Origin of the sequence: Mesorhizobium sp. M4B.F.Ca.ET.143.01.1.1 (genome assembly GCF_004792275.1) — a bacterium.
In the GTDB taxonomy this organism is placed as follows: Bacteria; Pseudomonadota; Alphaproteobacteria; order Rhizobiales; family Rhizobiaceae; genus Mesorhizobium; species Mesorhizobium abyssinicae.
In genome coordinates, this window is sequence record NZ_SRSR01000006.1 from 257,065 (window position 1) to 282,394 (window position 25,330).

25 protein-coding genes and 2 pseudogenes are annotated in these 25,330 nt (G+C 64.9%); 13 read left to right on the forward strand and 14 right to left on the reverse strand.

From position 1 onward, the window contains the following. Positions 1-17: 17 nt before the first annotated feature. Both EN786_RS17175 and tesB read right to left on the reverse strand, forming a co-directional pair. Positions 18-356 carry a P-II family nitrogen regulator gene (locus tag EN786_RS17175; protein WP_127283490.1) on the reverse strand — a complete coding sequence of 113 codons (339 nt, stop codon included), beginning with the start codon at positions 354-356 and terminating at the stop codon, positions 18-20. 255 nt (positions 357-611) lie between these two features. Beyond that, complete coding sequence (tesB, locus tag EN786_RS17180; RefSeq protein ID WP_127309649.1) at positions 612-1,475, reverse strand: acyl-CoA thioesterase II; 864 nt, start codon at positions 1,473-1,475, stop codon at positions 612-614. Between the two features lie 98 nt (positions 1,476-1,573). Between tesB and EN786_RS17185 the strand changes: the two genes are divergently transcribed. Both EN786_RS17185 and EN786_RS17190 read left to right on the forward strand, forming a co-directional pair. After that, positions 1,574-2,836: a ubiquinone biosynthesis hydroxylase gene (locus tag EN786_RS17185; RefSeq protein ID WP_128345964.1), complete on the forward strand. Its 1,263-nt coding sequence runs from the start codon at positions 1,574-1,576 to the stop codon at positions 2,834-2,836. A gap of 188 nt (positions 2,837-3,024) precedes the next feature. After that, on the forward strand, positions 3,025-3,897 hold the full coding sequence (locus tag EN786_RS17190; protein WP_127310223.1) for an MBL fold metallo-hydrolase: 873 nt from the start codon (positions 3,025-3,027) through the stop codon (positions 3,895-3,897). 27 nt (positions 3,898-3,924) lie between these two features. Here EN786_RS17190 and EN786_RS38660 read toward each other — a convergent pair whose 3' ends face one another. Next, on the reverse strand, positions 3,925-4,791 hold the full coding sequence (locus EN786_RS38660; RefSeq protein WP_245478256.1) for a hypothetical protein: 867 nt from the start codon (positions 4,789-4,791) through the stop codon (positions 3,925-3,927). Between the two features lie 62 nt (positions 4,792-4,853). On the opposite strand from EN786_RS38660, the gene EN786_RS17200 reads away from it, so the two are divergent. The 9 genes and pseudogenes from EN786_RS17200 (at position 4,854) to EN786_RS17240 (ending at position 16,148) form a co-directional block, all read left to right on the forward strand. Continuing rightward, entirely contained in the window at positions 4,854-5,834 is a 981-nt protein-coding gene (locus EN786_RS17200; RefSeq protein WP_245455752.1) for a substrate-binding domain-containing protein, read from the forward strand. Positions 5,835-5,903: 69 nt separating this feature from the next. Next, positions 5,904-7,431 (forward strand): annotated as a pseudogene (locus EN786_RS17205) (sugar ABC transporter ATP-binding protein). Positions 7,432-7,475: 44 nt separating this feature from the next. After that, on the forward strand, positions 7,476-8,435 hold the full coding sequence (locus tag EN786_RS17210) for an ABC transporter permease (protein ID WP_245478257.1): 960 nt from the start codon (positions 7,476-7,478) through the stop codon (positions 8,433-8,435). 1 nt (position 8,436) lies between these two features. After that, a complete protein-coding gene (locus EN786_RS17215; RefSeq protein ID WP_127310224.1) occupies positions 8,437-9,417 on the forward strand; it encodes a sugar-binding transcriptional regulator in 981 nt (326 codons plus the stop codon). Continuing rightward, on the forward strand, positions 9,407-10,402 hold the full coding sequence (locus EN786_RS17220; protein ID WP_127282057.1) for an aldo/keto reductase: 996 nt from the start codon (positions 9,407-9,409) through the stop codon (positions 10,400-10,402). Before EN786_RS17215 ends, EN786_RS17220 begins: the two co-directional genes overlap by 11 nt. A gap of 63 nt (positions 10,403-10,465) precedes the next feature. Next, positions 10,466-12,274, forward strand: a complete 1,809-nt coding sequence (locus EN786_RS17225) for a glycerol-3-phosphate dehydrogenase/oxidase (RefSeq protein ID WP_127282058.1) — start codon at positions 10,466-10,468, stop codon at positions 12,272-12,274. Further along, positions 12,186-13,028, forward strand: a complete 843-nt coding sequence (locus tag EN786_RS17230) for a class I fructose-bisphosphate aldolase (protein WP_127282059.1) — start codon at positions 12,186-12,188, stop codon at positions 13,026-13,028. Before EN786_RS17225 ends, EN786_RS17230 begins: the two co-directional genes overlap by 89 nt. After that, complete coding sequence (locus tag EN786_RS17235) at positions 13,021-14,544, forward strand: FGGY-family carbohydrate kinase (protein WP_127282060.1); 1,524 nt, start codon at positions 13,021-13,023, stop codon at positions 14,542-14,544. Before EN786_RS17230 ends, EN786_RS17235 begins: the two co-directional genes overlap by 8 nt. Then, entirely contained in the window at positions 14,541-16,148 is a 1,608-nt protein-coding gene (locus tag EN786_RS17240) for a GMC family oxidoreductase N-terminal domain-containing protein (RefSeq protein ID WP_127282061.1), read from the forward strand. Before EN786_RS17235 ends, EN786_RS17240 begins: the two co-directional genes overlap by 4 nt. 15 nt (positions 16,149-16,163) lie before the next feature. Here the strand turns inward: EN786_RS17240 and EN786_RS17245 are convergent, their stop codons facing one another. Both EN786_RS17245 and EN786_RS17250 read right to left on the reverse strand, forming a co-directional pair. Beyond that, positions 16,164-16,520, reverse strand: a complete 357-nt coding sequence (locus tag EN786_RS17245) for a YciI family protein (RefSeq protein ID WP_127282062.1) — start codon at positions 16,518-16,520, stop codon at positions 16,164-16,166. Beyond that, positions 16,517-16,744 (reverse strand): hypothetical protein, encoded by a 228-nt coding sequence (locus EN786_RS17250; protein ID WP_127282063.1) that lies wholly within the window; start codon positions 16,742-16,744, stop codon positions 16,517-16,519. The genes EN786_RS17245 and EN786_RS17250 overlap by 4 nt, the downstream gene beginning before the upstream one ends. 208 nt (positions 16,745-16,952) lie before the next feature. Between EN786_RS17250 and EN786_RS17255 the strand changes: the two genes are divergently transcribed. Further along, positions 16,953-17,378 carry an OsmC family protein gene (locus tag EN786_RS17255; RefSeq protein ID WP_127282064.1) on the forward strand — a complete coding sequence of 142 codons (426 nt, stop codon included), beginning with the start codon at positions 16,953-16,955 and terminating at the stop codon, positions 17,376-17,378. A 92-nt stretch (positions 17,379-17,470) separates the two neighbouring features. Here the strand turns inward: EN786_RS17255 and EN786_RS17260 are convergent, their stop codons facing one another. The 8 genes from EN786_RS17260 to EN786_RS17295 form a co-directional block, all read right to left on the reverse strand. Beyond that, positions 17,471-18,106: a DUF480 domain-containing protein gene (locus EN786_RS17260; RefSeq protein WP_127282065.1), complete on the reverse strand. Its 636-nt coding sequence runs from the start codon at positions 18,104-18,106 to the stop codon at positions 17,471-17,473. Further along, positions 18,103-18,915 carry a nucleotidyltransferase domain-containing protein gene (locus EN786_RS17265; protein WP_127282066.1) on the reverse strand — a complete coding sequence of 271 codons (813 nt, stop codon included), beginning with the start codon at positions 18,913-18,915 and terminating at the stop codon, positions 18,103-18,105. The genes EN786_RS17260 and EN786_RS17265 overlap by 4 nt, the downstream gene beginning before the upstream one ends. A gap of 7 nt (positions 18,916-18,922) precedes the next feature. After that, positions 18,923-19,702, reverse strand: coding sequence for a succinate dehydrogenase iron-sulfur subunit (locus EN786_RS17270; RefSeq protein ID WP_127282067.1), 780 nt, complete (start codon positions 19,700-19,702; stop codon positions 18,923-18,925). Continuing rightward, the gene (locus EN786_RS17275; RefSeq protein ID WP_127282068.1) at positions 19,703-20,137 is read right to left on the reverse strand and encodes a DUF3052 family protein; all 435 of its coding nucleotides are present in this window, start codon (positions 20,135-20,137) and stop codon (positions 19,703-19,705) included. It abuts the gene before it with no gap. Positions 20,138-20,139: 2 nt separating this feature from the next. Next, entirely contained in the window at positions 20,140-21,972 is a 1,833-nt protein-coding gene (gene sdhA, locus EN786_RS17280; RefSeq protein ID WP_127282069.1) for a succinate dehydrogenase flavoprotein subunit, read from the reverse strand. Positions 21,973-21,976: 4 nt separating this feature from the next. Further along, a complete protein-coding gene (gene sdhD, locus EN786_RS17285; protein ID WP_127282070.1) occupies positions 21,977-22,372 on the reverse strand; it encodes a succinate dehydrogenase, hydrophobic membrane anchor protein in 396 nt (131 codons plus the stop codon). 2 nt (positions 22,373-22,374) lie between these two features. After that, complete coding sequence (gene sdhC / locus EN786_RS17290) at positions 22,375-22,794, reverse strand: succinate dehydrogenase, cytochrome b556 subunit (RefSeq protein WP_127282071.1); 420 nt, start codon at positions 22,792-22,794, stop codon at positions 22,375-22,377. 235 nt (positions 22,795-23,029) lie between these two features. Next, positions 23,030-23,470: a hypothetical protein gene (locus tag EN786_RS17295; RefSeq protein WP_127309330.1), complete on the reverse strand. Its 441-nt coding sequence runs from the start codon at positions 23,468-23,470 to the stop codon at positions 23,030-23,032. Between the two features lie 258 nt (positions 23,471-23,728). Here EN786_RS17295 and EN786_RS17300 point away from each other — a divergent pair, with 258 nt between their 5' ends. Further along, positions 23,729-24,088: a hypothetical protein gene (locus tag EN786_RS17300; RefSeq protein WP_127309329.1), complete on the forward strand. Its 360-nt coding sequence runs from the start codon at positions 23,729-23,731 to the stop codon at positions 24,086-24,088. Here the strand turns inward: EN786_RS17300 and EN786_RS17305 are convergent. Next, a pseudogene (locus EN786_RS17305) lies at positions 24,072-25,261 on the reverse strand (GGDEF domain-containing protein). The gene EN786_RS17300 and the pseudogene EN786_RS17305 overlap by 17 nt on opposite strands. Positions 25,262-25,330: the final 69 nt, after the last annotated feature.

Consider the following 25,330-nt stretch of genomic DNA (forward strand, 5'->3'; position numbering starts at 1 on the left):
GAATGGGTGATCGCCGCTCAGAGCGCGTCGGTGTCTGTTTCGCCGGTGCGGATGCGCACCGCCTGGTCGATGCCGAAGACGAAGATCTTGCCATCGCCGATCTGACCGGTCTTGGCTGCCGACGTGATGGCTTCGACGGCCTTGTCGACCGTGTCGGCACCGACCGCGACCTCGATCTTGATCTTGGGCAGGAAGCTGACCGCGTATTCCGCGCCGCGATAGATTTCCGTATGTCCCTTCTGACGCCCGTAGCCTTTGACTTCGGTGACGGTCAGGCCCTGGATGCCGACTGCGGTGAGCGCTTCGCGCACCTCATCGAGCTTGAACGGCTTGATGATTGCCATCACGATTTTCATAAGGTTTCACCCTTTGCTGTTGCGGTCCCCCGCGTTTGCACACCTTCACCGATCCCAATGAGAGCCGGTAAGTGCCCACAAGGATTCAAGCTCCGTGCCAATTGCCGAAGCAGCCCGTTAACCTGTTGCAAACAAAGAGATTGGAGAGGCCGGCGACGTCAGCTGTCGAGCGGCGCGGCAAGACAGATGATTAAAAAATAGGCAAATTTTCAAAAATGCCCATTCGGCAGGCTTGAACCGGAAGCCGGCTATTGCTCAACGTTTCAGCCGGATCAGCCCTTCCTGGGCGACCGAGGCGATCAGCGTGCCGTCGCGGGCAAACAGCGAGCCGCGCGTGAAGCCGCGCGAGCCTTGCGTGGAGGGGCTGTCCTGCGTGTAGAGGATCCAGTCGTCGAGCGCGTGGCTGCGATGGAACCACATGGCGTGGTCGAGGCTCGCCGCCTGGATGTCGCGGTCGAAAATGGCGCGGCCATGCGCGAAAGTCGAGGTGTCGAGCAGCGTCATGTCGGAAAGATAGGCGAGCACCGCGGCCTGGCTTGCGCGATCGGCCGGCACCGGGCCGGTGGTGCGGATCCAGATGTTCTGCTTCGGCTCCAGCTTTTCCCGGCTGGTATAGTGCTTCAGCATCACCGGCTTCATCTCGATCGGCCGGTCGCGCTCCCAGTAGCGCTTGATGCCGTCGGGGACCGCCTCGCCGAACTTGCCGAGCAGTTCGCGCTGGCTCAGCAGATTGTCAGGCGCCGGCACGTCCTGCGGCATCGGCACCTGGTGCTCGAGGCCGATCTCGTCCTGCTGGAAGGAGGCCTCCAGCGAGAAGATCGCCTGGCCGTGCTGGATCGCCACGACGCGGCGGGTGGTGAAGGAGCCGCCGTCGCGGATGCGGTCGACCTCGTAGATGATCGGCACCTTGGTGTCGCCCGGCCGCATGAAATAGCCATGCAGCGAGTGCACGTGGCGCTCGGGCTCGACCGTGCGCTGGGCGGCGACCAGCGCCTGCGCGATGGTCTGGCCGCCGAAGACGCGCTGCCAGTCGAGCTTGGGGCTGCGACCACGGTACAGATTGTGTTCGAGCTGCTCGAGGTCGAGAATGTCGAGAAGCTCGTCCATGGCCGCCGTCATGTTTCGCGCTCCAGCCGCAAAAGATGTTATGGCGGTTTCGGACAGGAAGGGCGGGCAGTCAAGGCCAGGCGCTCCAGAGCCGCGAAAGGAACTTGCCAATGGTTGACCGTAAGGCAGATGCGGGATCGAGGGCCTCGCTCGACGTGCTCGTCGCCGGCGCCGGCTATGTCGGCCTGGCCAGCGCGGTTTCGCTGAAACAGGCGCGTCCAAGCCTCGCCGTCGCCGTCGTCGATGCCGCGCCCGCCGGCGTCTGGCAAAAGGATGGCCGCGCCTCGGCGATTGCCGCCGCTGCCTGCCGCATGCTGGAGCAGCTCGGCGTCTGGAGCGAGATCGCGCCGCAGGCGCAGGCGATCACCGAGATGATCATCACCGATTCGCGCGCCGCCGATCCGGTGCGGCCGGTATTCCTGACCTTCGACGGCGAAGTGGCGCCTGGCGAGCCCTTTGCCCATATGGTCGCCAACCGGGACCTGAACGGCGCGTTGCGCCGGCGCGCCGAAAAACTCGGCATCGACATCATCGAGGGCCTCGCCGTCAGCGCCTTCGAGACCGACGGCGCCGGCATCACCGTGCATCTGGCCGACGGGGCGACGCTGAAGGCGCGGCTGCTGATCGCCGCCGACGGCGTCAACTCGAAGCTGCGCGAGATGGCCGGCATCAAGACGGTGAAGTGGGAATATGGCCAATCCGGCATCGTCTGCACGGTGGCGCATGAGCGGCCGCACAATGGCCGCGCCGAAGAGCATTTCCTGCCCGCCGGCCCCTTCGCCACGCTGCCGCTGAAGCCCGACAAGGACGGCCGCAACCGCTCCTCGATCGTCTGGGTCGAACGCTCGGAGGATGCGCAAAAGCTGGTCGAGGGCGACGACCTCGTTTTCGAGCACGAGCTGGAGCTGCGTTTCAGCCTCAAGCTCGGCGAGATCCACGTCGCCGACAAGCCGCGCGCCTGGCCGCTCGGGCTGACCCTTGCCCGCGCCTTCGTCGCATCTCGCATCGCGCTTGCCGGCGACGCCGCCCACGGCATCCATCCGATTGCCGGCCAGGGCCTCAACCTCGGCTTCAAGGATGTGGCGGCACTGGCCGAGGTGGTGGTCGAGGCCGACCGGCTCGGCCAGGATATCGGCGCGCTCGACGTGCTCGAGCGCTACCAGCAATGGCGCCGCTTCGACACCGTCCAGATGGGCGTCACCACCGACGTGCTGAACCGGCTGTTCTCCAACGACGTCGGCCCGCTGCGTGCGGCACGCGACATCGGCCTCGGCCTCGTCGAGCGCATGCCGAAGCTGAAGGACTTCTTCATCCGCCAGGCCTCGGGCCTGTCCGGCGACACGCCGAGGCTGTTGAAGGGCGAGGCGATCTGAAGCGAACCGCGCTGTGTCTTTGTCTTGGCCCATGCCCTTGCCCAAGCGGCTGCACACCATGGCGGAATGCATTGCTGGTGCCAAATGGCGTCGATCGCCGGCGCTCCTTTCCAGCGCGCGTCTGACACCGGCCGGCTACATATGATATCCTTGGTCGATCCATCCTCGACCGAAGCAGGGGCGCTTCATTGGACGACTGGAGAATCGGAAATATCCGGGTAACCAGAATTCTGGAGATGTGCGACCCACTGCGGACGCCGTCGGAATGGTTCCCCGACTGCACCGACGAAGCACTCGAACCGCATCTTCATTGGCTCACGCCTCGATCGATATCGCCGGCAACCGGGCGGATTATTCTTCCCATCCAGAGTTTTCTGGTTCGTACCGGGCGCCACACCATCCTGGTCGACGGTTGCGTTGGCAACGACAAGACAATCGCGGATTTCCCGCATTGGCACCGCCGCAATGACGGCACGTTCTTGCAGCGGTTGGCGAATGCAGGTGTCGCTCCCGAGCAGATCGACTTTGTGCTGTGCACCCATCTTCATGTCGATCATTGCGGCTGGAACACTCGATTGGTGGACGGTCGCTGGATACCGACATTCCCCAACGCCCGCTACATCATGGCGCGGCGTGAGTTCGAGGCCGCACAGGCGGCCTCTGGCGATGCCACACGGACCTATGAGGACAATGTGCTGCCAATCGTCGAGGCTGGTCGGGCGGTGTTTGTCGACATGGACCATGAACTCGACAAGGAAGTGCGGCTGGAGCCGACGCCCGGCCACACCCTGGGACACGTTGCCATCGGACTGAGATCTCTCGGCATAGGGGCGGTGTTCTCCGGCGATCTCATGCACTGGCCGATGCAGTGCATATACCCCGACTGGAACTTTCGGTACGACGCAGACCCCGACCAGGCGCGCCGGACGCGCTGGGCATTCCTGGAGGCTTGCTCGGAAAGCGGACGCATCGTCATGACATCGCATTTTCCCTTGCCGTCGGTGGGAACCATCTCGCGACGCCACTCATCGTTCTGGTTCGAGCAGCATTTGCCGCGGTGACGACAAGGAACGGCCGGCCAGCTGGCGTCAATTGACCTCGAAGCCGAGCTTCTGCCGCAGCCGCAAAATTCGCTGGTCCGGTATCTTCAGGCTCTGCTCGCCGCCCTTTGCGACACGATTGAGCATCTGCAGCAGATCTTCCCGCTCGTGCGGGTCGAGGCGCTCGCGCAGGAACGGCGCCAGCTTGTCGATGACGATCGTGGTGTCATCAATCTGCGCCGCTGCCCACTTGGCGTAGACGACGGCCTCGTCGGTCTTCTTCTGGCCATCCGAAATCCCCGAAATCACTTCGCGGATGACGGCTTCGCGCTGCGGCAGGATGGGGCCCTGTTCCGACACGATGGCGGTGATCAGCGTCGCCGCCGCCACCACCGGATTGTCGATCGCCGTCAGCGGCGACAGCGCAGCCTGCTTGCGCAGCTTCTTGCGGCGGATGTTGCCCTGAACGCGGCCGACGACGTCGGCGACCTCGCGCGCGGCCTCGTTCATGGCCTTCATCCGGTACCACCAGAACGCGGCCGCTCCCAACACGCCAAGGATAGCAAGCAGGAAAGGCATGTCGAAATCCCCCCGGAAAACTCCGGCGACAATAAGAGAACTGCGCCGTTGCTTCAACACGCAAGAATTGCGACCGGTGCAGAGGTGAGAGGTGTTCCCTGCAAGCATCCGCACACCGATCGAATGTCCTGGCTTTTGGTCGCTCACCCGCAAGGCAAACGACGCAGCCGCGCCGATGACACTGCAGTTTGGCTGACATCGCGCGCCTGCAAGAAATTTCACACCGTGATATTTCGTGCAATATCGTTGACACGCAACAAATCCCGCCGTATTCAACGTTGCCAGAGATTTCAAGTGCTGAAATTTCTTGCAAAGCTGATACGACGAGGCTTTCATCGTCGGGGAACCCGGAGGAGAGAATGAACAGGATTGGGCTGGCGGGTGCATTGAGCGCCGCCATGATGACGCTGACCTTGGCTATGCCAGGCGCGGCGTCGGCAGAGAGCAAGTTTCAGTGCAAGCCGGACGAGACCTATGTGATGAACGTCATGGTGTCCGCGCATCCCTATTGGGTGCCGGTCTATCAGGGCTTCAAGCAGGCGGCCCAGGCGATGGGCTGCAAGACCGTGTTTTCGGGCACGCCTGACTACGACATCGCCAAGCAGATCGCCTCATTCGAACAGGATCTGATCAAGAAGCCGGCCGGCGTGCTGCTGCACCCGATGCAGGCCGACCCGTTCATCGAGCCGATCAACCGCGCCGTCGAGAACGGCACCACCGTCGTCACTTTCGCCGCCGACTCGCCGAAATCCAAGCGCGTCTCCTACATCACCTCGGACAATCTGGCGGAAGCCAAATTCGCCGCCGAGGAGATCGTCAAGCAGGTCGGCGACGACGCCGAATATGGCGTGCTGGAGAACCCCGGCCAGAGCAACCACGACCTGCGCGTCACCGCCTTCATCGACTATCTCGCCAAGAACTATCCGAAGATGAAGCTGGTGGGCCGCCAGGCCTCCAACCAGGACGCCAATGTCGCCAACAAGGCGGTGGCCTCGATGCTGCAGGCCAATCCGAACCTGAAGGCGCTGTGGATTCCCGAAGCCGGCTCGGCCGAGGGCGCGGTCGCCGCCGTCCTCGAGGCCAAGGCCAAGGTGCTGATCATGCATGCCGACATCACCCCGGCGACGCTGGAGCAGATCAAGGCCGGCAACATCCACATGGCGCTGAGCCCCAACCAGGGCATGCAGGGTTATCTCGGCTTCGTCGCCACCTTCATGGCGGCGCATCCGGAGCTGATCGACCCGTTCAACGACTACAAGACGTCGGGCTACAATCCGATGAGCATCCCCTTCGCCGATAACGGCTTCGCCGTCATCACCAAGGAGAACGCCGACTCGTTCGACCTGAACAAATACATGCAAGGCCGCGATCCAAGCTGATCCGTCCCGCGGGCAGCCGCGCCGTCCGGCGCGGTTGCCTCAACCATTCCTGAGCAGGCGAGAACCTCAGTGGAAACCCCGGTCCTCCTCAAAATATCCGGCCTCAGCAAATCGTTCGGCCCTGTCCGTGCCTTGCGCGATGTCGGATTCGAGCTGCGCGCCGGTGAAATCCACGCCATTGCCGGCGAGAACGGCGCCGGCAAGTCGACGCTGATGAAGGTGATCGACGGCATCTTGGCGCCGGACAGCGGCGACATCCAGGTCGATGGCCGCTCTGTCTCCATCCCTTCGCCGCTGGCGGCGCAGAAGCTTGGCATCGGCTTTGTGCACCAGGAGATCGCGCTGTGCCCCGATATCTCGGTGGCCGAGAACATCTTCATGTCGATCACCAACGCCAGCAAGGCGCTGCTGATGAACTACCGCGACCTCGAGAAGCGCGCGACGGCGATCCTGGCGCGGCTTGGCAACATCGATCCGGCCGCGACGGTGCGTAATCTGTCCATTTCCCAGCAGCAGCTGGTCGAGATCGCCAAGGCGCTGACGCTCGATTGCCGCATCCTCATCTTCGACGAACCGACGGCGGCGCTAACCGAGCGCGAGGCGCAAAAACTGTTCGAGATCATTCACCAGCTTGCCGGCGAAGGCATCGGCATCATCTACATCTCGCACCGCATGGCCGAGATCTTCGACAATTGCGACCGCGTCACGGTGCTGCGCGACGGCCGCTACATCACCACGCTCGACATTGCAGGGACGACTCCCGAACAAGTGGTCGCCTCCATGGTCGGCCGCGTCATCGACAGCCTCTATCCCGAGAAGTTGCGCGACGACGAAAGGTCCGAAGACATACTGCTCGAGATCGCCGGGTCTCTGCGAGGCGACTGCCTTCCGCGACATCAGCTTTCAATTGCGCAAGGGCGAGATCCTGGGCATTGGCGGCCTGATCGGCGCCGGCCGCAGCGAGATCGTCAAGGGCATCTGCCGGCTCGAAGGCGAGGTGACCGGCGATGTCATCCTGCGCGGCAAGCGCCTGTCGCTGACCCATTACGGCGACAGCATCGCCGCGGGCATCGTCTACCTGTCAGAGGACCGCAAGGGTGACGGGCTATTCCTCGACATGTCGATCGCCGCCAACATCTCCGCGCTCGCGGTCGACAGGATCGCCACGCGCTCCGGCCTCATCAACGAGCGGCGCGAGAAGCAGCGAGCGGAAACGATCGGCAAGCAGCTGTCGCTGAAATGCGGCCATGTCGGTCAGCCGGTTTCGACGCTGTCGGGCGGCAACCAGCAGAAGGTGGCGATCGCCAAGATGCTGTCGGTCGACCCGAAGGTGATCTTCCTCGACGAACCGACGCGCGGCGTCGACGTCGGCGCCAAGGCCGAAATTCATCGCATCCTGCGCAGGCTGGCGCGCGATGGCGTCGGCATCGTGGTCATCTCCTCCGAGCTGCCGGAACTGATCGGTATCTGCGACCGGGTGCTGATCGTGCGCGAGGGACGCATCACCGGCGAAGTCGCGGGGGCTGAGATGACGGAAGAAAACATCATGGTCCTGGCATCGCTTGCCGATGAAGGCCGGCAACGGAGCGCGGCATGAGCATCGTGGGGGACAGTATGGATAGCACGACGCAAGCTGCCCGGATGGGGCTCGGCGCAAGGTTCGGCGGCCTGATCAGGATGCGTGAGACCGGCCTGATCCTCATCATCGCCGTGCTGTTTGGCGTCATGTCGTTCGCATCGCCCTATTTCCTGACCTGGGACAATATGCGGGCGATGGCGATGGCCTTCGCCGTGGAAGGCATCGTCGTGGTCGGCATGACGATCCTGCTGATTTCCGGCGGCATCGACCTGTCGGTCGGTTCGGTCACCGCGCTCGCCATGGTGGTCGCCGGCCTGCTTTTCCTCAACGGGATGGACCCTTGGCTGGCGTCGCTGGTCGCGATAGCGGCGTGCACTGCCATCGGCGCCTTCATGGGATTCTTCGTCACCAGAGTGGGGCTGCATCATTTCATCGTCTCGCTGGCGGTGATGGTGATTGCACGCGGGCTCTGCCTGCTCGGCACCGGCGGCCGCCCGCTCGGGCTCTACACTCTGCCGCCTGAGTTCAAGTTCATCGGCCAGGGCGCGGTCGGCGGCATTCCGGTCGTCATCATCATCTTCATCGTCTTCGTCATCCTGTCCGACTTCATGCTGCGCCGCACGACGATGTTCCGCAAAGTCTTCTACACCGGCAGCAACGAGAAGGCGGCGGCCTACTCCGGCATCCGCACCAGGAAAGTCGTGTTCCTGACCACGACGCTGTGCTCGACATTGTGCGGCTTTGCCGGCGTCATCTACATGGCCCGCTTCGGCTCGGCCCAGCCGACATTCGGCGCCGGCATGGAGCTGAACGTCATCGCCGCCGCGGTGATCGGCGGCGCCAGCCTGACCGGCGGCATCGGCACCATTCTCGGCGCCATCCTCGGCACCGTCCTTTTGTCCGTCGTTTCAAGCTCGCTCGCCCTGCTCGACGTGTCCGTCTATTGGCAGGACATCATCCGCGGGTCCATTCTGCTGACGGCGGTCACCGCCGACTATTACTTCAACAAGCGGCGGGGCTGAGATGGCGGACAGCAGGGAAGATTTCGAGACGATCCGGCAGATCCACACTGTGCTGGTGCTGCATTTCGTCGACGGCATAAAGCAGAACGACATCGCCGCAGCGCTCAACCTGTCGGCGTCCAAGGTCAATCGGCTGATCGCCCAGGGGCGCAAGCTCGGCATGCTGAGGATCGCCGTCGAGAGCCCGTTCCAGGCCCTGGTCGATATCGAAAAGCAGCTGATCGAAATTGCCCGCCTGGCAGGAGCGATCGTGACGCCGACCGTGGCCGGCAGTCCCGAAAGCACGCTGCAGCAGGTGGGGCGCGCGGCGGCCAACCAGTTGCTCGAGACCTTGCGCGACGGCGACGTCATCGCCATTACCGGCGGCAAGGCGATCAGCGCTCTCGCCGAGAACCTGCAGCCGGAGCGCGCCTTCGACGTCACCGTCGTGCCGCTGACCGGCGGCGTCCAGGGCAAGCACTATACCGACGTCAACCATCTGGCGACGCGCCTCGCCGAGCGGCTCGGCGGTTCCAGCATGCTCCTGCATGCGCCGCTGTTCGCCGAGAGCCGGGAGCAGCGCGACCTGCTTCTGGAGATGGCGTCGGTGCGCGAGATCTTCGACCTGGCGCGCAAGGCCGCGATCGCGCTGGTCGGCATCGGCTCGATCCAGACGCCTGGGTCGAGCTACTACGACCTTCGCCCAGGCCTCGACCCCGACCGCGAAAAGCTGGCCGCCAGCGGCGCGGTCGGCGAGTTCCTTGCGCATCTGATCCGCGATGACGGCACGCTGGCGGATTACCCGCCCAACGACCGCCTGGTGGCGCTGGCGCCTTCGGAGCTCGGTCGCTGCCGGACGGTGATGGGCGTCGCCAGCGGCGCCGAAAAGGTCGGGCCGATCCGCGCCGCGCTGCGCGGCAATTATCTCAAGTCTCTGGTCGTCGACGAAGAAACGGCCAACGCAGTCCTGAACAATGCGGGGAGCCTACGCAATGTCGCCTGAAATGTTGACGCGCACCATTGGCGCGTCGGGAATCTCCGCCTCCGCGATCGGTCTCGGCACCTGGGCCATCGGCGGCTGGATGTGGGGCGGCACCGACGAGGCGCAGTCCATCGACACCATCCGCGCCTCGATCGACGAAGGCGTTTCGCTGATCGACACCGCGCCGGCCTACGGCCAGGGCCTGTCGGAGGAAATCGTCGGCAAGGCGATCAAGGGACGCCGCGGCGAGGTCGTGCTGGCCACCAAGCTCGGACTGATCTGGCACGCAAAAAAGGGCAATCACTTCTTCGACTATGACGGCGCGCCGGTGCATCGCTATCTCGGCGCCGACTCCGTGGTCTACGAAGTGGAGCAGAGCCTGCGCCGTCTCGGCACCGACCACATCGACCACTATATTACCCACTGGCAGGATTCGACGACGCCGGTCGCCGAGACCATGGAAGCGCTCGATCGCCTCAAGACCCAGGGCAAGATCCGCTCCATCGGCGCCAGCAATGTCGGGGTTGCGGATGTCGAAGCCTATCTCGCCGCCGGCCAGCTCGACGCGGTCCAGCAGCAATACAGCATGGTGGTGCGCGACATGGAGCGCGACCTGTTGCCTTTCTGCGCGGACAACAATGTGTCCGTGCTCAGCTACTCCTCGCTGGCGCTCGGCCTGTTGTCGGGCAGGATCGGTCCGGACCGCGTCTTTACCGGCGATGACCAGCGCAAGGACAATCCGTGGTTCTCGCAGGCCAACCGCCGCAAGGTCGCGACGCTGATGGAAGAGATACGGCCGATTGCCGAGGCACACGGCGCGAGCGAGGCGCAGATCGTCATCGCCTGGACGCTGCAGCAGCCGGGCATCACCTTCTCGCTTTGCGGCGCCCGCAGCCCGCAGCAGGCCAGGGAGAACGCGCAGGCCGGCCGCATCAGATTGTCCGGACAGGAGATCAGCCAGATCAGCGAGGCCGCCAGCCGCCATCTGACAAATCTCGACGCCTGATCGCCACCTGTGAATCCGAAACAAATCGAGCTGCCGTCCGCCGGACGGCCGAACGGCGAAGCCATGCCTGACCAGAGAAGCCTCATCCTCGACAAGATCCGCCACAATGGCGCGTTCGATGTCGTCGTCGTGGGCGGCGGCATCAACGGCATCGGCGTTTTCCGCGAACTGGCGCTGCAGGGCCTCAAGGTGCTGCTGGTCGAGCGCAGCGATTTCTGCTCGGGCTGCAGCGCGGCCCCTTCGCGCATGATCCACGGCGGTCTGCGCTATCTCGAGAATGGCGAGTTCGGCCTGGTGCAGGAATCGTTGCGCGAGCGCGATGCGCTGCTGGCCAATGCGCCGCACATGGTGCGGCCATTGCCGACGACGATTCCGATCCGCACCGTCTTCTCCGGTCTGATGAACGGCGCGGCCGGTTTTCTCGGGCTTTCCGAGGCGCCTTCCAGCCGCGGCGCGCTGGCGATCAAGGCGGGGCTCGCGCTCTACGACTGGACGACGCGCAAGCGCCGGGTGCTGCCGCGCCACAAGTTCCGCGGCGCCAGGACGACATTCGCGCAATGGCCGGCGCTCGACCCGAAACTGCGCTTTTCCGCCACCTACTACGACGCCTGGATCAGCTATCCGGAACGGCTTGGCATCGAACTGCTGCTCGATGCCGGACGCCTCGCGCCCGACAGCCTCGCGCTCAACCGCGCCCAGATCACGCGCGCCGGTTCGGCCTTCGAACTTACCGACATGACTACCGACGAGCGCTTCCCTGTCAGCGCCAAGGCAATCGTCAACGCGACGGGCGCATGGCTCGATTCGGCGATCGCCCGGCTCGACGCATCCGGAAAGCCCGCGGCACCGCTCGTCGAGGGCACCAAGGGCTCGCACCTCATCCTCGACAACGAGCCGCTTTACCAGGCCCTTGGCGGCCACATGATTTTCTTCGAGAACGCCGACGGCCGGATCTGCATCATGTTTCCCTATCTCGGCAAGGTGCTGGTCGGCTCGACCGATATTCGCGTCAGCGAGGCCAGCCGCGTGCGCTGCGAACCGGCGGAAGCCGATTACATACTGGCGGCGGCGCGGCTGGTCTTTCCGGCTATTCCGGTTCACGCCTCCGACGTCGTATTCACCTATAGCGGCATCCGGCCGCTGCCGAAGAGCGACCATGCCTTCACCGGCAGGATTTCGCGCGGCCATTCCGTGCATCGCATTGCCGGCGACATCCCGCAGTTCTGCATGATCGGCGGCAAATGGACAACCTTCCGCGCCTTCGCCGAACAGGCGGCCGATGCAGTGCTGGCCGAGCTTGGCCGCGAACGCCTTTGCGGCACGCTGACCATGCCGATCGGCGGCGGCCTCGGCTTTCCCGGGGATCCGGCGGCGCTGGCGGCCGATCTGGCTGGCGAGTTCACGCTCAGCGGCGACCGCGCCGCCTATCTTGTCGACCGCTACGGCAGCGGTGCGCGCGACATCGCCCTGTTTTGCGTCGGGCGTCCCGACGATATCAGGCTGGACGGCAGGACCGAAACGACGGCAGCCGAAATCGTCTACCTGACCCGGCATGAGTTCGTGACCTGCCTGTCCGATCTTGTCCTGCGCCGCACATCGCTTGCCATTCGCGGCGACATCTCGATGGCGGCCATCGAACGCATCGCCGAGGCAGTGGCCGCCGAGCGCGGCTGGAGCGATCGACAGCGCGACGGCGAGGTGCAAAGCCTGGTTGCCGAACTCGACACCTATCACGGCGTCTCGCAGGAGATGCTCGACCAACGCACGATTTCAGGAGCAGAAGATGAAGGTCAGCGCCAAGGCCCGCATGAACCGGATGTTCACCAACGGCAATTGCCTCGACGTGGCGCTCGATCACGGCGTCTGCAATGAGCCGGGTTTTCTCGTCGGCCTGGAGGACATGCCGCGCGTCATCGACACGCTGGTCGCGGCAGGACCGGACGCGCTGCAGCTCGCCTACGGGCAGGCCGATCTGCTGCAATCGCGGCCGGACAAGAACAAGCCGGCGCTGGTCATGCGCATCGATATGGGCAATCCCTACAATGTCCAGCGCCACCGCGTGATGTGGTCGATGCTGCAGAACCATGACGAGCCGATCATCGGCGCGCTGGAGATGGATGCGGCCTGCGTCGTCGTCAACCTGTTCATGCTGCCTGACGAGCCGGAGCTGTTTCGCCAATGCGTCGAAAACATCAGCAAGGTCCGCGCCGCCTGCCACAGATACGGCATGCCCTTGATGATCGAGCCGCTGGTGATGCTGCCCAACGATGTGCGCGGCGGCTATCAGGTCGACGGCGACGCCGAGAAGATCGTCACCCTGGTGCGGCTCGCCGCCGAAATGGGCGCCGACATCATCAAGGCCGATCCGACCGACCGGCCTGAGGATTTCCACCGCGTCGTCGAGGCCGCGCGCGTGCCGGTGCTGGTGCGCGGCGGCGGCAAGGACGACCTCAGGACGGTGCTGGCAAAATCGTCGGCCCTGCTCAGACAAGGCGCCAAGGGGCTGGTCTATGGCCGCAACATCTATCAGCATGCCAACCCGAAGGCGGTGGTCAACGCGCTGATGGCGATGATCCACAAGGACGCCGGCGGCGAAGAGGCCTGGGATATCTACAACAATGGCTGATCAGGCCGCATATCTGCTCGGTCTCGACGCCGGCAACACCATCATCAAGGCAGTGCTGTTCGACCTCGCCGGGCGGCAGGTCGCCATGCACACCGTCGCCGGGGGCTCGCACACGCCGCAGCCCGGCTATGTCGAACGCGACCTCGGCGATATGTGGGCCGTTGCTCGCGACGCCATCCGCCGCTGCATTGCGCAGGCTGGTATCGACGCGCGCCAGATCGCCGCTGTCGGCTGCGCCGGCCATGGCAACGGCCTCTATCTGATCGACCGCGCCGGCGCCCCGCTGATCGGCATCCAGTCGCTCGACACCCGCGCCGCCGGCATGGCGAAGGAGCTGGCTTCGCGCAATGCCGGCGCCCTGCACGCGATCTGCCTGCAAAAGCCCTGGCCGGCGCAGACGCCAACCTTGCTGGCCTGGGTCAAGCAGCATGACCCCGACCTTTATGCCGCGACCGGCACGGCGATGCTGTGCAAGGATTTCATCGCCTTTTGCCTCACCGGAGAGCAGGTGAGCGATGTCTCCGACATGTCCGGCTGCGGCCTCGTCCGCATGCCCGAAGGCGTCTATGATGCCGAGCTTCTGGCGCTCTACGGCATCGAGGACGCGCAGGAAAAACTGCCGCGGCTACTCGACAGTGCCGACATTGCCGGCGCGGTCACCGCCAGCGCGGCCGAAGAGACCGGGCTGGCAGAAGGCACGCCGGTCATCGCCGGCTATTTCGATGTCGTCGCCAGCGCCATGGGGGCCGGCGTCGTGCGCCCCGGCGAAGCCTCGATCATTGCCGGCACGTGGTCGGTCAACCAGGTTTTCTCCACCGCGCCGGTTGTCGATCCCGATGTTTTCATGGTGGCGCGGTTCGGCCCCGGACGCTTCGTCAACATCGAATCCAGCGCGACATCGGCCGCCAATCTTGAATGGTACGTGCGTGAATTCGTCGAGCGCGGCAGCCACCTCGGCGACCCGTTCGGCCATTGCAACGCGGCTGTCGGCGAAGTAACGCCGGCCTGGGACGACCCGATTTTCCACCCGTTCCTCTACGGCTCGGGCCAGAGCGCCGAGTTCCGCGCCGGCTTCTACGGGCTGGCCGGCTGGCACAGCGAAGGCCATCTGCTGCGCGCGCTGTTCGAAGGCGTGATGTTCGAGCACCGGCGCCACATCGATGTGTTGAAAGACGCCGGCGTCGGCTTCGACAAGGCGGTGCTGTCCGGCGGCGGCTCACGCAGCGAGCACTGGCCGCAAATCTTCGCCGACGGGCTCGGCGTGCCGATCACCGTTCCTGAAGCCCGCGAGACCGGCGCGCTTGGCGCGGCGATTGGCGCCGGCGTGGCGGTCGGACTGTTCGCCGACTATGAGTCCGGCGTCGACGCCATGACCCGTCCGCGCGCCGCCTACCGTCCGGATCCGGCCATGCAGCGTCACTATGCCAGGCGTTATCGCGCCTATTGCGGCCTCGCCGATACGCTGCGATCGTTCTGGACCGAACAGGCCGCAGGACCAGGCAGAGCAGCAGAATGACCCCAAGGCTGGACGGCGACTACGACTACATCATCGTCGGCGCGGGTACCGCCGGCTGCGTGCTGGCCAACCGCCTGAGCGAAGATCCGGCGACGCGCGTGCTGCTGCTCGAGGCCGGCGGCAGCGACAATTACCACTGGGTGCACATTCCTGTCGGCTATCTCTATTGCATCGGCAATCCGCGCACCGACTGGATGATGAAGACGGCGCCGGAAGCCGGCCTGAACGGCCGCTCGCTGGTCTATCCCAGGGGCAAGGTGCTGGGCGGCTGCACCTCGGTCAATGGCATGATCTACATGCGTGGCCAGGCCGCGGACTATGATGGCTGGCGGCAGATGGGCAATGTCGGCTGGGGCTGGGACGACGTACTGCCCTATTTCCTCAAATCCGAGGACCATCATGGCGGCGAGACCAGGCTGCATGGTTCCGGCGGCGAATGGAAAGTGGCGCGGCAGCGCCTGTCCTGGCCGATCCTGAACACGGTGCAGGAAGCGGCGAAGGAATTCGGCATCATGCCGCGCGAGGATTTCAACGACGGCGACAATGAGGGTTCCGGCTTCTTCGAGGTGAACCAGAGCAAGGGCGTGCGCTGGAACACCGCCAAGGCATTCCTGCGCCCGGCGCTGCGGCGGCCCAACCTGCGGCTGGTCGCCAAGGCGCATGTCGAGAAGGTGCTGTTCGAGGGCAAGCGGGCTGCCGGGGTCAGCTACCTCGCCGGCGGCGAGGCACGCCAGGCCAGCGCCGGCCGAGAGGTGTTGCTGACGGCCGGGGCGATCAACACGCCGAAACTGCTGGAGCTTTCCGGTGTCGGCCAGCCGGATCGCCTCGCCTCGCTCGGCATCGATTTGGTTCACGCCAGCCCCGATGTCGGTGAGAACCTGCAGGATCACCTGCAGATCCGCACCGTCTACAAAGTGTCGTCGGCGTTGACGCTCAACACCCTTGCCAACAGCCTGACCGGCAAGGCGCGGATCGCGCTGCAATATGCGTTTGCCCGGTCGGGGCCGATGTCGATGGCGCCAAGCCAGTTCGGCATGTTCAGCAAATCCGATCCGTCGATGGAGACGCCGGACCTGGAATACCACGTCCAGCCCTTGTCGACGGACCGGCTGGGCGACCCGCTGCACCCGTTCCCCGCGATCACCATGTCGGTCTGCAATTTGCGGCCCGACAGCATCGGCTCCGTACATGCCACGACACCTGAATTGGCCGTGCAGCCGGAAATCCGGCTGAACTACCTCTCGACGGTGCGCGACCGCGAGATCGCGCTGCGCTCGGTGCGCCAGGCGCGCAAGATCATGACCGCAAAGGCGCTTGCCGACTTCCATCCGGAGGAAATCCTGCCCGGTCTCGCCCACCAGTCCGACGACGACCTGCTGCACGAGATCGGCTCGATCGCAACGACGATCTTTCATCCGGTCGGCACCTGCCGAATGGGCGTCGACGATCGCGCCGTCGTCGGCCCCGACCTGTGCGTGACCGGTGTCGAGGGTCTGCGCGTCATCGACGCCTCGATCATGCCGCGCATCGTCTCCGGCAACACCGCCTCGCCCGTGGTGATGATCGCCGAGAAGGCGGCGGACATGATCCGCCGACCTGCATGAACCAGCGGCGACCGGCTATGAGCCCGGTATGTCGTAGATCGCCCTGACCTCGATGGTGCCGAGTTCGGCCAGCGGAATGTCGCCGGCGATCTCCAGCGCCTCGTCGAGGGTCTCGGCCTCGATCATGACGAAGCCGAGCAACTGCTCCTTGGTCTCGGCGAACGGGCCGTCGGTGACCAGTCTTTTCCCGTTGCGCCGCCGCACGCTCTTCGACGTCTTCACCGATTGCAGCGCCTGCGCGATGATCAGCTTGCCTTGTTGATCCAACGATCTGTCATAGGCCAGCGAATCGGCGTCTAGCTTGGCCGATCCTTCTGGGGTCAACGCATACAGGCTCTGTTCTTCGCCATAGACCAGGCAGACATATCTCATTCCGATCTCCCGTGTTGTGATGGACCATAGGATGCGGTGATGATGGTGTCAGCCGCGCCTCCGAACGCCGCCGCATGATCGAGAAGGCATGCCGCGATGCCGATGATGGCGACCGCCGCCAGCAGCCGGCCGAAGCCGGAGGGCGGCGGATCGAGCCAATAGTCTTCCTGTCGCCCGGCCTTGTGCCCAGGGCATTTCCACAGCGCGAAAAACAGATTGTCCATGTGAGCCTCCATCCGGCCGCGAAATCCGTGGCCGCCCGCAGGACGGTCGAGCCTGATGGAAGTCGACATTTTTGCAGGCGGTTTTTTTAAAAAAGGATTTTGGACGCCGCCGCTCCAAGAGCGCGGTGGCCTTCGCGCGTGCCCGCGCTATAGTTCGGGGGATCGCCGGCGCTCTGCCGGCGCAACCCCGACGATCAAGGAGGATTTCATGGACCGCACCGCGAACGCCGTCTGGAAAGGCAATCTGAAGGAAGGCAAGGGCACGCTCGACAGCCAGAGCGGGGCGCTCAAAGGCACGCCCTATTCGTTCAAGGCGCGCTTCGAGGACGAGAGCGGCAAATCCGGCACCAACCCGGAGGAGCTCATCGCCGCCGCGCACGCCGGCTGCTACGCCATGCAGTTCTCGCACTTCCTCGCCGAGAACGGCACGCCCGCCACCGAACTCGACGCCAAGGCGGTGGTGACGCTGGTGCCCGGCACCGGCATCACCGGCAGCGCTCTCACCGTGGTCGGCAAGGTGCCGGGCATCGACGCGGCAAAGTTCAAGGAGCTGGCCGAGAAGGCCAAGGCCGAATGCCCGGTCTCGAAGGCGCTCGGCGCCATCAAGGTTACGCTCGACGCGAAACTGGGGTGATTGGGGTTTTCGTTTGAGGGGCAGCGATCCTTCGCCCCCCTCTCTGTCCGGCAGGACAGAGAGGGGGGCCTCGCGACAAGGTATCTGATTGGCTACCCGCCCAGCGCCTCGATCTTCGCCCGCAAAGCCGCGACCTCTTCTTCCAGCGCCCGCACCCTGGCCTCTAGATCGGCATCCGACGCTGACGCAGCCGGCTGCCACGGCGCCGCCGCGACCGCCGACACGTCCACCGGCCCTGCGAGCAGATGCACATAGCGATCTTCGCGCTGGCCTGGCCCGCGCGGTATCTCCTGAACGAGCGGCGGTCGCCGGCCGATCAGCATGTCGAGTTCACCGCGCAGATCCTCGATCGACGAAAACCGCGCCATGCGCTCGCTTCGCGCCAACAGCTCATATGCGGTCTGCGGCCCGCGCAACAGGAGCAGCCCGACCAAGGCGGTCTGCGGCGTGGTCAGCGAGAATCGCTGCGCCATCTGATGCTCATAGCGCTCCACGCGCGAACCGAACATCTGCCGCACCAGCCCCTTCTGCTCGAGCAGCTTCAGGGCCCGGTGAACCTCGGTCTGTTCCAGCGCCATCACCGGCTCGCGCGCCGTCTTTTGGTTGGCGGCGGCAAGCGCGGCATTGAGCGTCAGCGGATAGACATCCGGCGTTAACTCCTTCTTCTCGATCAGGCAGCCGAGCACGCGCGCTTCGGCGGGAGAGAGGATGGGAAGGTCTTCGCTCATTGCCGTTCTGCCTCCCGACGATAAAAAGCCGTTGCCAAGGCGCGGTTGTAGGCCTGCCGAGCCTCGTCCCGGACCGAACCGGCCAAGTTCATTTCGTGATGACCATAGCGCGCTTCCAGATAGCGCGCGATCTCGACCGGGATAGGGCCGGTCCCCAGCTCGCGTGTCTCACGTTTCCTGTCGATCAGCCGGAGGATCTCCTCGCCTGCTCGTGTCGGGATCACCGTCTCGGCCAGGCAGTCGAGCATGTTCATCGGCGGCAGGCTGGCAAAGCTGCGCTGTTCCATCCAGTCGAGCGCGACGATCGGACGGATGAAATAGAACAGCTTCTTGAGCTTCACCTCGCCGGCGATGCTGCCGATCCTGGCGACATGTGAACGCGCGAGGCCGAGATAATGCCGCGAAACCCTGACCGGGTCGACGATCTCGGCAAGCAGGTCGAGAAGACGCTGCCGGAAGCCCGGAACCTCCTCGTAGACGATTGGCGATTTCGCCCATTCGACAACGACGGCGTTGCCGCCGAGCGCCAGCAGTAGCGCCTTGCGCAAATCCCAGCCGCCGGCGTCGATCTCGCCCTCGATGGGGAACTCGATCACGTCGCGCGCCTGCTCCAGCACGAGGTGGTCGGCGACCGGGCGGAGGTAGAGGAAACGGCAATCATAATCGCTGTCCGGAGACGGGAAGCCCCAGGCGCGGCTGCCGCTTTCGATGGCGAACAGGACATTTGCCCCTTGCGCCCGGGCCATCTCCAGCCGCGCGCGGATCGCCGTAATCGCTTCCGGCGCGAAATCGTCAGGCAGTGGCTTCATTCGCAGCCTAAACCCGCCGCTCCACCATCATCTTCTTGATCTCGGCGATCGCCTTGGCGGGATTGAGCCCCTTGGGGCAGGTCTGCGCGCAGTTCATGATGGTGTGGCAGCGATAGAGCCGGAACGGGTCCTCGAGATTGTCGAGCCGCTCGCCCTTGGCCTCGTCGCGGCTGTCGATCAGCCAGCGATAGGCCTGCAAGAGCACCGCCGGGCCGAGATAGCGGTCGCCGTTCCACCAGTAGCTCGGGCAGGACGTCGAGCAGCAGGCGCACAGGATGCATTCGTAGAGCCCGTCGAGCTTCTCGCGGTCCTCATGGCTCTGCAGCCATTCCTTGGCCGGCTCCGGCGACACCGTCTTCAGCCACGGCTCGATCGAGGCGTGCTGGGCATAGAAATTGGTGAGGTCGGGAACCAGGTCCTTGATCACCGGCATATGCGGCAGCGGATAGACTTTCACCGCGCCGGAAATGTCGTCGCAGCCCTTGGTGCAGGCGAGCGTGTTGGAGCCGTCGATGTTCATGGCGCAGGAGCCGCAAATGCCTTCGCGGCAGGAGCGGCGCAGCGTCAGCGTCGGGTCGATCTTGTTCTTGATGTAGAGCAGCGCGTCGAGCACCATCGGTCCGCAATCGTCCATGTCGACGAAATAGGTGTCCATGCGCGGGTTCTCGTCATCGTCCGGCGACCAGCGGTAGATGCGGTATTCGCGAAGATTGGTGGCGCCTTCCGGCTTCGGCCAGGTCTTGCCCTGCTGAACTTTCGAATTCTTGGGAAGCGTGAGTTCGACCATTTACCTGCGGTCCTTTCGGATGACGAGCTTCAGCCCGGACCAGATTTCATTCACGGCGGCAACCTTGACGTCGACCAGGTCGCGCTTCAGCGCCTCGGCGCGGATGACGTCCTCGGTGACGTCGGTCGCCACTTTCGACGCCTTCTTCGGCCATGAAACCCAGACCATGCCATCGCGCTTGATCGCCGTCTCGATGCCGGCAAGGCCGTCCTCGATCTCGGCGCGCTGCCGGGTGAAGGCATGCACGGCATCGTATTTCTGGCGGCCTGAAATCTCCGACCAGTCGGCCAGCCGGTCGATCGCGGCAAAGTCCACGGCTCCGGCAAGATCATCCAGCTCCGGCGGCAGCGCGATGAAGGCGGCGACCATGCCGTCCTTCAGGCCGAGCTTGGCCGGAAGCGGGGTGCCGGAATATCCCGTTGCCGCCAGCGCCATCGTCAGTACACCCTGGCCTTCGGCGCAATCTTGGCAAGGCTGATGCCGCCGTCCTTTTCGGCCAAGAGCGGCTCGGTGTGCACCGGGCGATAGGTCAGCGTCACCTTGCCGTCCTCGCTGAGATGGGCCAGCGTGTGCTTGCGCCACGCGGCGTCGTCGCGGGCCGAGAAATCTTCCCGCGCATGCGCGCCGCGGCTCTCCTTGCGCGCCTCGGCGCCGTAGACCGTGGTGATGGCGTTGGCCATCAGGTTTTCCAGCTCCAGCGTCTCGACCAGATCCGAATTCCAGATCATCGAGCGGTCGAACACTTTTATGTCCTTGAGCTCGCCCCAGATCTGCGAAATGCGCTTGCAGCCGTTTTCCAACGATTCCTGCGTGCGGAACACCGCCGCGTCTTCCTGCATCGCCTTCTGCATCTTTTCGCGAAGCACCGCCGTTGGCGTCGAGCCGTTGGCGTGGCGAAGCCGGTCGAAGCGGTCCATGATCTTCTCGACCGAGGCTTCGTTCGGCGACGGGATTGCCGACTTGCGGTCGATCACCTGGCCGGCGCGGATCGCCGCGGCGCGGCCGAACACGACGAGATCGATCAGCGAGTTGGAACCCAGCCGGTTGGCGCCGTGCACCGAGGCGCAGCCGGCCTCGCCGACCGCCATCAGGCCTGGCGACACTCTGTCCGGGCTCGCGGCTGTCGGGTTGAGCGCCTCGCCCCAGTAGTTGGTCGGCACGCCGCCCATATTGTAGTGCACCGTCGGCAGCACCGGGATCGGATCCTTGGTGAGGTCGACGCCGGCGAAGATCTTCGCCGACTCCGAGATGCCGGGCAGCCGCTCGTGCAGCACCGCCGGATCGAGATGGTCGAGGTGCAGGAAGATGTGGTCCTTGTTCTTGCCGACGCCGCGTCCCTCGCGGATCTCCAGCGTCATGCAGCGCGAGACGACGTCGCGCGAGGCGAGGTCCTTGGCCGACGGCGCGTAACGCTCCATGAAGCGCTCGCCCTCGGAATTGACGAGGTAGCCGCCTTCGCCGCGCGCGCCCTCGGTGATCAGGCAGCCGGCGCCATAGATGCCGGTCGGGTGGAACTGCACGAACTCCATGTCCTGCAGCGGCAGCCCGGCGCGGGCCGCCATGCCGCCGCCGTCGCCGGTGCAGGTATGCGCCGACGTCGCCGAGAAATAGGCGCGGCCGTAGCCGCCGGTCGCAAGCACCACCATCTTGGCCGAGAAGCGGTGGATGGTGCCGTCGTCGAGGTTCCACGCGACGACGCCGGTGCAGGTGCCGTCCGGCTCCATGATCAGGTCGAGCGCGAAATACTCGATGAAGAACTGAGCGTTGTTCTTCAACGACTGGCCGTAGAGCGTGTGCAGGATGGCGTGGCCGGTGCGGTCGGCGGCGGCGCAGGTGCGCTGCACCGGCGGGCCGTCGCCGTAGTTCATCATGTGGCCGCCGAACGGCCGCTGGTAGATCTTGCCTTCCTCGGTGCGCGAGAACGGCACGCCGTAATGCTCGAGCTCGTAGACGGCGGCCGGCGCCTCGCGCACCATGTATTCCATGGCGTCGACATCGCCCAGCCAGTCCGAGCCCTTGACGGTGTCGTACATGTGCCACTGCCAGGAATCCGGGCCCATGTTGGAGAGCGAGGCGGCGATGCCGCCTTGCGCCGCCACCGTGTGCGAGCGCGTCGGGAACACCTTGGTGATGCAGGCGGTGCGCAGGCCCTGCTCGGCCATGCCGAGCGTGGCGCGCAGGCCGGCGCCGCCGGCGCCGACGATCACCACGTCGAACTTGTGGTCGACGAAAGTGTAGGCGGAATTGGCTGATTTCGCGTCCTTGGCCAAAATGTCAGCCTCCGAATGCCAGTTTGAGCAGGGCGAAGAGCGAGGCGACGCCGACCGCTACGGAAAAGAATGTGTTGAGCGCGATCAGCGCCAGCTTCATGCCTTCGCCATGCACGTAATCCTCGATGATCACCTGCATGCCGAGCCGCATGTGGTAGAGGCCGGAAATCAGCACCAGCGCCAGCACCAGCGCCACGAACGGATTGGCGAGCGCCGCCCGCACTTCCGTGTAGCCGTGGCCGTTGAGCGCGATCAGGAAGCCGACGAAGAACAGGATCAGCGGGATGTTGGCGATCGCCGTCAGCCGCTGGCGCCAGAAATGGCCGGTGCCCTCCCGGGCGGAGCCGAGGCCGCGCACCTTGGCCAGCGGCGTGCGCATGTCGGTATTCTTGCCGCTCATGGTCAGGCTCCCCGCGCCATGTAGCCGGCGATCCAGATCAGCAGCGTGAGCAGGATCGAGCCGGCCAGCGTCGCCCAGGCGATCTTCGAGGCGGTGTGCTTCTCGAGCCCGGCGCCGGTGTCCCAGACCAGGTGGCGTATGCCGCCCAGCATGTGGTGCATCAGCGCCCAGGTGTAGCCGAACAGCACCAGCCGCCCCAGCCACGAGCCGAAGGCCCAGTTGACCCAATCGAAGGTGGCCTCGGAACTCGCCGCCGCCATCAGCCAGAACGCCACAAGCAGCGTGCCGAAATAAAGCGCGCCGCCGGTGATGCGATGGATGATCGACATCGTCATCGTGATCGGCGGCCGATAGACGGTGAGGTGCGGCGAAAGCGGCCGTTCACGTCTGGCAAATTCGCGGGTGGCTGGTGATTTGCTCATGGCTCCCCCAGTTCGGCGTCCCCTGGAGCCCCAGCGGAAAGGCGGCATTGCCGCCTTCGGTTGCGACTTCGGACAGCCGGTTTCTAATGCTCTTTTTGCACCGCGTCAAAGCCGGAAAATCGTTTTGGAAACGTCATTTAGTCTGACAAAAAGGCCGGCTTTGCTTCAATCGATTAGGGCGCGGCCGAAAGCCGGCGCAATGTTTCGCTGCAGTGCGGCATGCCGATGAAGATTGCTACCTTCTGCAAGTGAGCGGCGTCGATCCTTTCTTCATCAGCAAGGCCTCGCGTCCGTCGATCACAACTGCGTCATGCGTCGCCGCCGCCTGGTAGCGGCTGCTCTGGTTGGCGGGCGACGCCGCAAACTCCTCGGTCCAGCCATCCGGCCCCGCGACACGCAGCGACGTGCCGAGATTTTGGATCGAGATCACGGAGCCATTGCATCTGTAGGTGGCCATGCCGATAGCCGATCGCGGCGCAGTCAGGTCGGTGGTGATCTTGGCTGCAGATGCCGGAGCAGGTGCTGGCGGCGCCGCGGGCGCGGTGGCCTGCTGAGCCGGAGCGGGAAAGGCCGCAGCCGATGCCGCCTTGGGCGCGCCGTCCTGCGGCACGCAGGCTGCGGCTGCAGCGAGCAACGGAGCAAGGAGCAATCCCCGAACCAAGCGGCGTGACGCCATGTGCTGCCCCTCCCGTGCGCGGCACGCTAGCCACGATGTCGTTCCTGATCAAGCTCACCCGGCCCAAACGGCTGGTCGAGGTGGCGAGATGGTGCGGGCAAGCATGGCCGAAAGATGGCCGCCCCGTCGTCCGAAATTAACCATGTTTGTTAAAGTCCGGCTGAGAAAACGTCCCGGCTCTTAACAAAGGTTAAGAAAAGGTTAATTTCCGATTCGACAGGCTCCAGACCGAAACGGTCGAAGCAAATGGAGGGTGCCATGCGTTCGAATTCGAGCAGACTGCGCCTTGCGGCGCTTGCGCTGGCGGCACTTGCCGTCGGCTCCACGGCGCCGGCCGAGGCCGGGCTGCGCCACCACGACCGCGTCTATGCCGATTCCTTCGGCAACCTCGTCATCGACAGCGCCGCCGGCTACAAGCGCATCATCGTCGGCGAAGGCAGGCACGCCAAGGAACTCTCGAACTTTACCAGTGCCGGCGAGCCCGACGTGATCTACGAGAACGAATCCGACGAGACCGTTGGCCGCGGCTGCTATCAGCCGCCGGTTTTCATCAAGGGCCGCTCCTATATGTACGGCCTGTCCGACGGCGAGATGCCGAACCTCAGCCCCTGCCGTTGAAGACGGGGGACGCCTGCCGTCCGGCCGGCCCGGCCGAGACGCGCACGCAATCGCGGCCGCCGCCCTTGGCCTGATAGAGCGCCTCGTCGGCGCGCCGCAACAGATCGGAAAAACCCTCGCCCGCGCCGAGCTCGGCGACGCCGAAGCTGGCGCTGCAGCGATGCTCGGCGGGCAGGCTGTCGATCGGCAGGGCGCCGAAAGCGCTGCGCGCGCCTTCGGCGAACAGCCGCGCGGCTGCGAGATTGGTGCCCGGCAGGATGATGGCGAACTCCTCGCCGCCAATGCGCCCGGCGACGTGATGGTCGGCCGCCGCCTCGCGCAGAAAGCCGGCGAAGGTCTCGATCACCCGGTCGCCGCAGGCGTGGCCGAAATTGTCGTTGATGCCCTTGAAATGGTCGAGGTCGGCGATCACCAGCGCCACCGGAACGCCCCGCCGCGCCGCGTCCTTGAGGGTGATTTCGGCATGGCGCTCGAAGCCGCCGCGGTTGAGCAGCCTGGACAGCGCGTCGGTTTCCGATTTCGAGGTCGCCTCGGCCAGCACGTCGCGCACCAGTATGGCCAGCGCAAGCAGCGCCAGCGCCAGGCCGAAAACGGTGCCGAGCGATTGCGACACCAGCGCGTAGCGGATTGCGGGTCGGCGCCGCGGCCGCCCAGCCCATGCGCGATGAAGGGCTTGGAGGCAAACTGCAGCGCGCTGGCCGTCAGCACGGCCATCAGTATGGTATCGAGCCGCTCGCGCCTTTGCCTTGACGACCAGACGATGCCGAGCGCGGTGAACTGCATGACGGCGTAGGGAAGCTGATAGGCCATCATCGCCGTCAGCGACTGGCGCGGCAATTCCTGCACCAGATAGACGGTGACGGAGGCGATGGCCAGGAAGAACAGCATCGGCCACCAGGGCGGCGCCACGCCGTATTTATGCGCAAGTCCGCCATTGAAGACGATGGTGGCGCCGAGGAAGACGGCAAAGGCCGCGACCACCGGAAGCCGGGCATTGTCGAAGGCGGGGATGACGAACTCGAACGCGAAATAGACCATGCCCAGCACATAGCCGAAGGCCAGCCAGCGCGCCGACACCCGGCCTTTGTCGTAGATGGCGATCGTCATGAACGCCGCCGCCAGCAGTCCGGCGACGAACAGGTTGATCACGAGGATGACGTCCGCGCTGCCCATGGTCCAAAAACCCCCGCCGACAGCAAAGCATCGACGGGCGAAAAAGACGTTAACGTCGGGTCATGATCG

What these genes read in the sequence shown, in the direction of transcription:
- EN786_RS17175 (WP_127283490.1), bottom strand. Translation starts at nt 356, where the DNA reads ATGAAAATCGTGATGGCAATCATCAAGCCGTTCAAGCTCGATGAGGTG.
- tesB (WP_127309649.1), bottom strand. Translation starts at nt 1,475, where the DNA reads ATGACGGCGGCCATGGACGAGCTTCTCGACATTCTCGACCTCGAGCAG.
- EN786_RS17185 (WP_128345964.1), top strand. Translation starts at nt 1,574, where the DNA reads ATGGTTGACCGTAAGGCAGATGCGGGATCGAGGGCCTCGCTCGACGTG.
- EN786_RS38660 (WP_245478256.1), bottom strand. Translation starts at nt 4,791, where the DNA reads ATGAAAGCCTCGTCGTATCAGCTTTGCAAGAAATTTCAGCACTTGAAA.
- EN786_RS17200 (WP_245455752.1), top strand. Translation starts at nt 4,854, where the DNA reads ATGATGACGCTGACCTTGGCTATGCCAGGCGCGGCGTCGGCAGAGAGC.
- EN786_RS17210 (WP_245478257.1), top strand. Translation starts at nt 7,476, where the DNA reads ATGGGGCTCGGCGCAAGGTTCGGCGGCCTGATCAGGATGCGTGAGACC.
- EN786_RS17215 (WP_127310224.1), top strand. Translation starts at nt 8,437, where the DNA reads ATGGCGGACAGCAGGGAAGATTTCGAGACGATCCGGCAGATCCACACT.
- EN786_RS17220 (WP_127282057.1), top strand. Translation starts at nt 9,407, where the DNA reads ATGTCGCCTGAAATGTTGACGCGCACCATTGGCGCGTCGGGAATCTCC.
- EN786_RS17225 (WP_127282058.1), top strand. Translation starts at nt 10,466, where the DNA reads ATGCCTGACCAGAGAAGCCTCATCCTCGACAAGATCCGCCACAATGGC.
- EN786_RS17230 (WP_127282059.1), top strand. Translation starts at nt 12,186, where the DNA reads ATGAAGGTCAGCGCCAAGGCCCGCATGAACCGGATGTTCACCAACGGC.
- EN786_RS17235 (WP_127282060.1), top strand. Translation starts at nt 13,021, where the DNA reads ATGGCTGATCAGGCCGCATATCTGCTCGGTCTCGACGCCGGCAACACC.
- EN786_RS17240 (WP_127282061.1), top strand. Translation starts at nt 14,541, where the DNA reads ATGACCCCAAGGCTGGACGGCGACTACGACTACATCATCGTCGGCGCG.
- EN786_RS17245 (WP_127282062.1), bottom strand. Translation starts at nt 16,520, where the DNA reads ATGAGATATGTCTGCCTGGTCTATGGCGAAGAACAGAGCCTGTATGCG.
- EN786_RS17250 (WP_127282063.1), bottom strand. Translation starts at nt 16,744, where the DNA reads ATGGACAATCTGTTTTTCGCGCTGTGGAAATGCCCTGGGCACAAGGCC.
- EN786_RS17255 (WP_127282064.1), top strand. Translation starts at nt 16,953, where the DNA reads ATGGACCGCACCGCGAACGCCGTCTGGAAAGGCAATCTGAAGGAAGGC.
- EN786_RS17260 (WP_127282065.1), bottom strand. Translation starts at nt 18,106, where the DNA reads ATGAGCGAAGACCTTCCCATCCTCTCTCCCGCCGAAGCGCGCGTGCTC.
- EN786_RS17265 (WP_127282066.1), bottom strand. Translation starts at nt 18,915, where the DNA reads ATGAAGCCACTGCCTGACGATTTCGCGCCGGAAGCGATTACGGCGATC.
- EN786_RS17270 (WP_127282067.1), bottom strand. Translation starts at nt 19,702, where the DNA reads ATGGTCGAACTCACGCTTCCCAAGAATTCGAAAGTTCAGCAGGGCAAG.
- EN786_RS17275 (WP_127282068.1), bottom strand. Translation starts at nt 20,137, where the DNA reads ATGGCGCTGGCGGCAACGGGATATTCCGGCACCCCGCTTCCGGCCAAG.
- sdhD (WP_127282070.1), bottom strand. Translation starts at nt 22,372, where the DNA reads ATGAGCGGCAAGAATACCGACATGCGCACGCCGCTGGCCAAGGTGCGC.
- sdhC (WP_127282071.1), bottom strand. Translation starts at nt 22,794, where the DNA reads ATGAGCAAATCACCAGCCACCCGCGAATTTGCCAGACGTGAACGGCCG.
- EN786_RS17295 (WP_127309330.1), bottom strand. Translation starts at nt 23,470, where the DNA reads ATGGCGTCACGCCGCTTGGTTCGGGGATTGCTCCTTGCTCCGTTGCTC.
- EN786_RS17300 (WP_127309329.1), top strand. Translation starts at nt 23,729, where the DNA reads ATGCGTTCGAATTCGAGCAGACTGCGCCTTGCGGCGCTTGCGCTGGCG.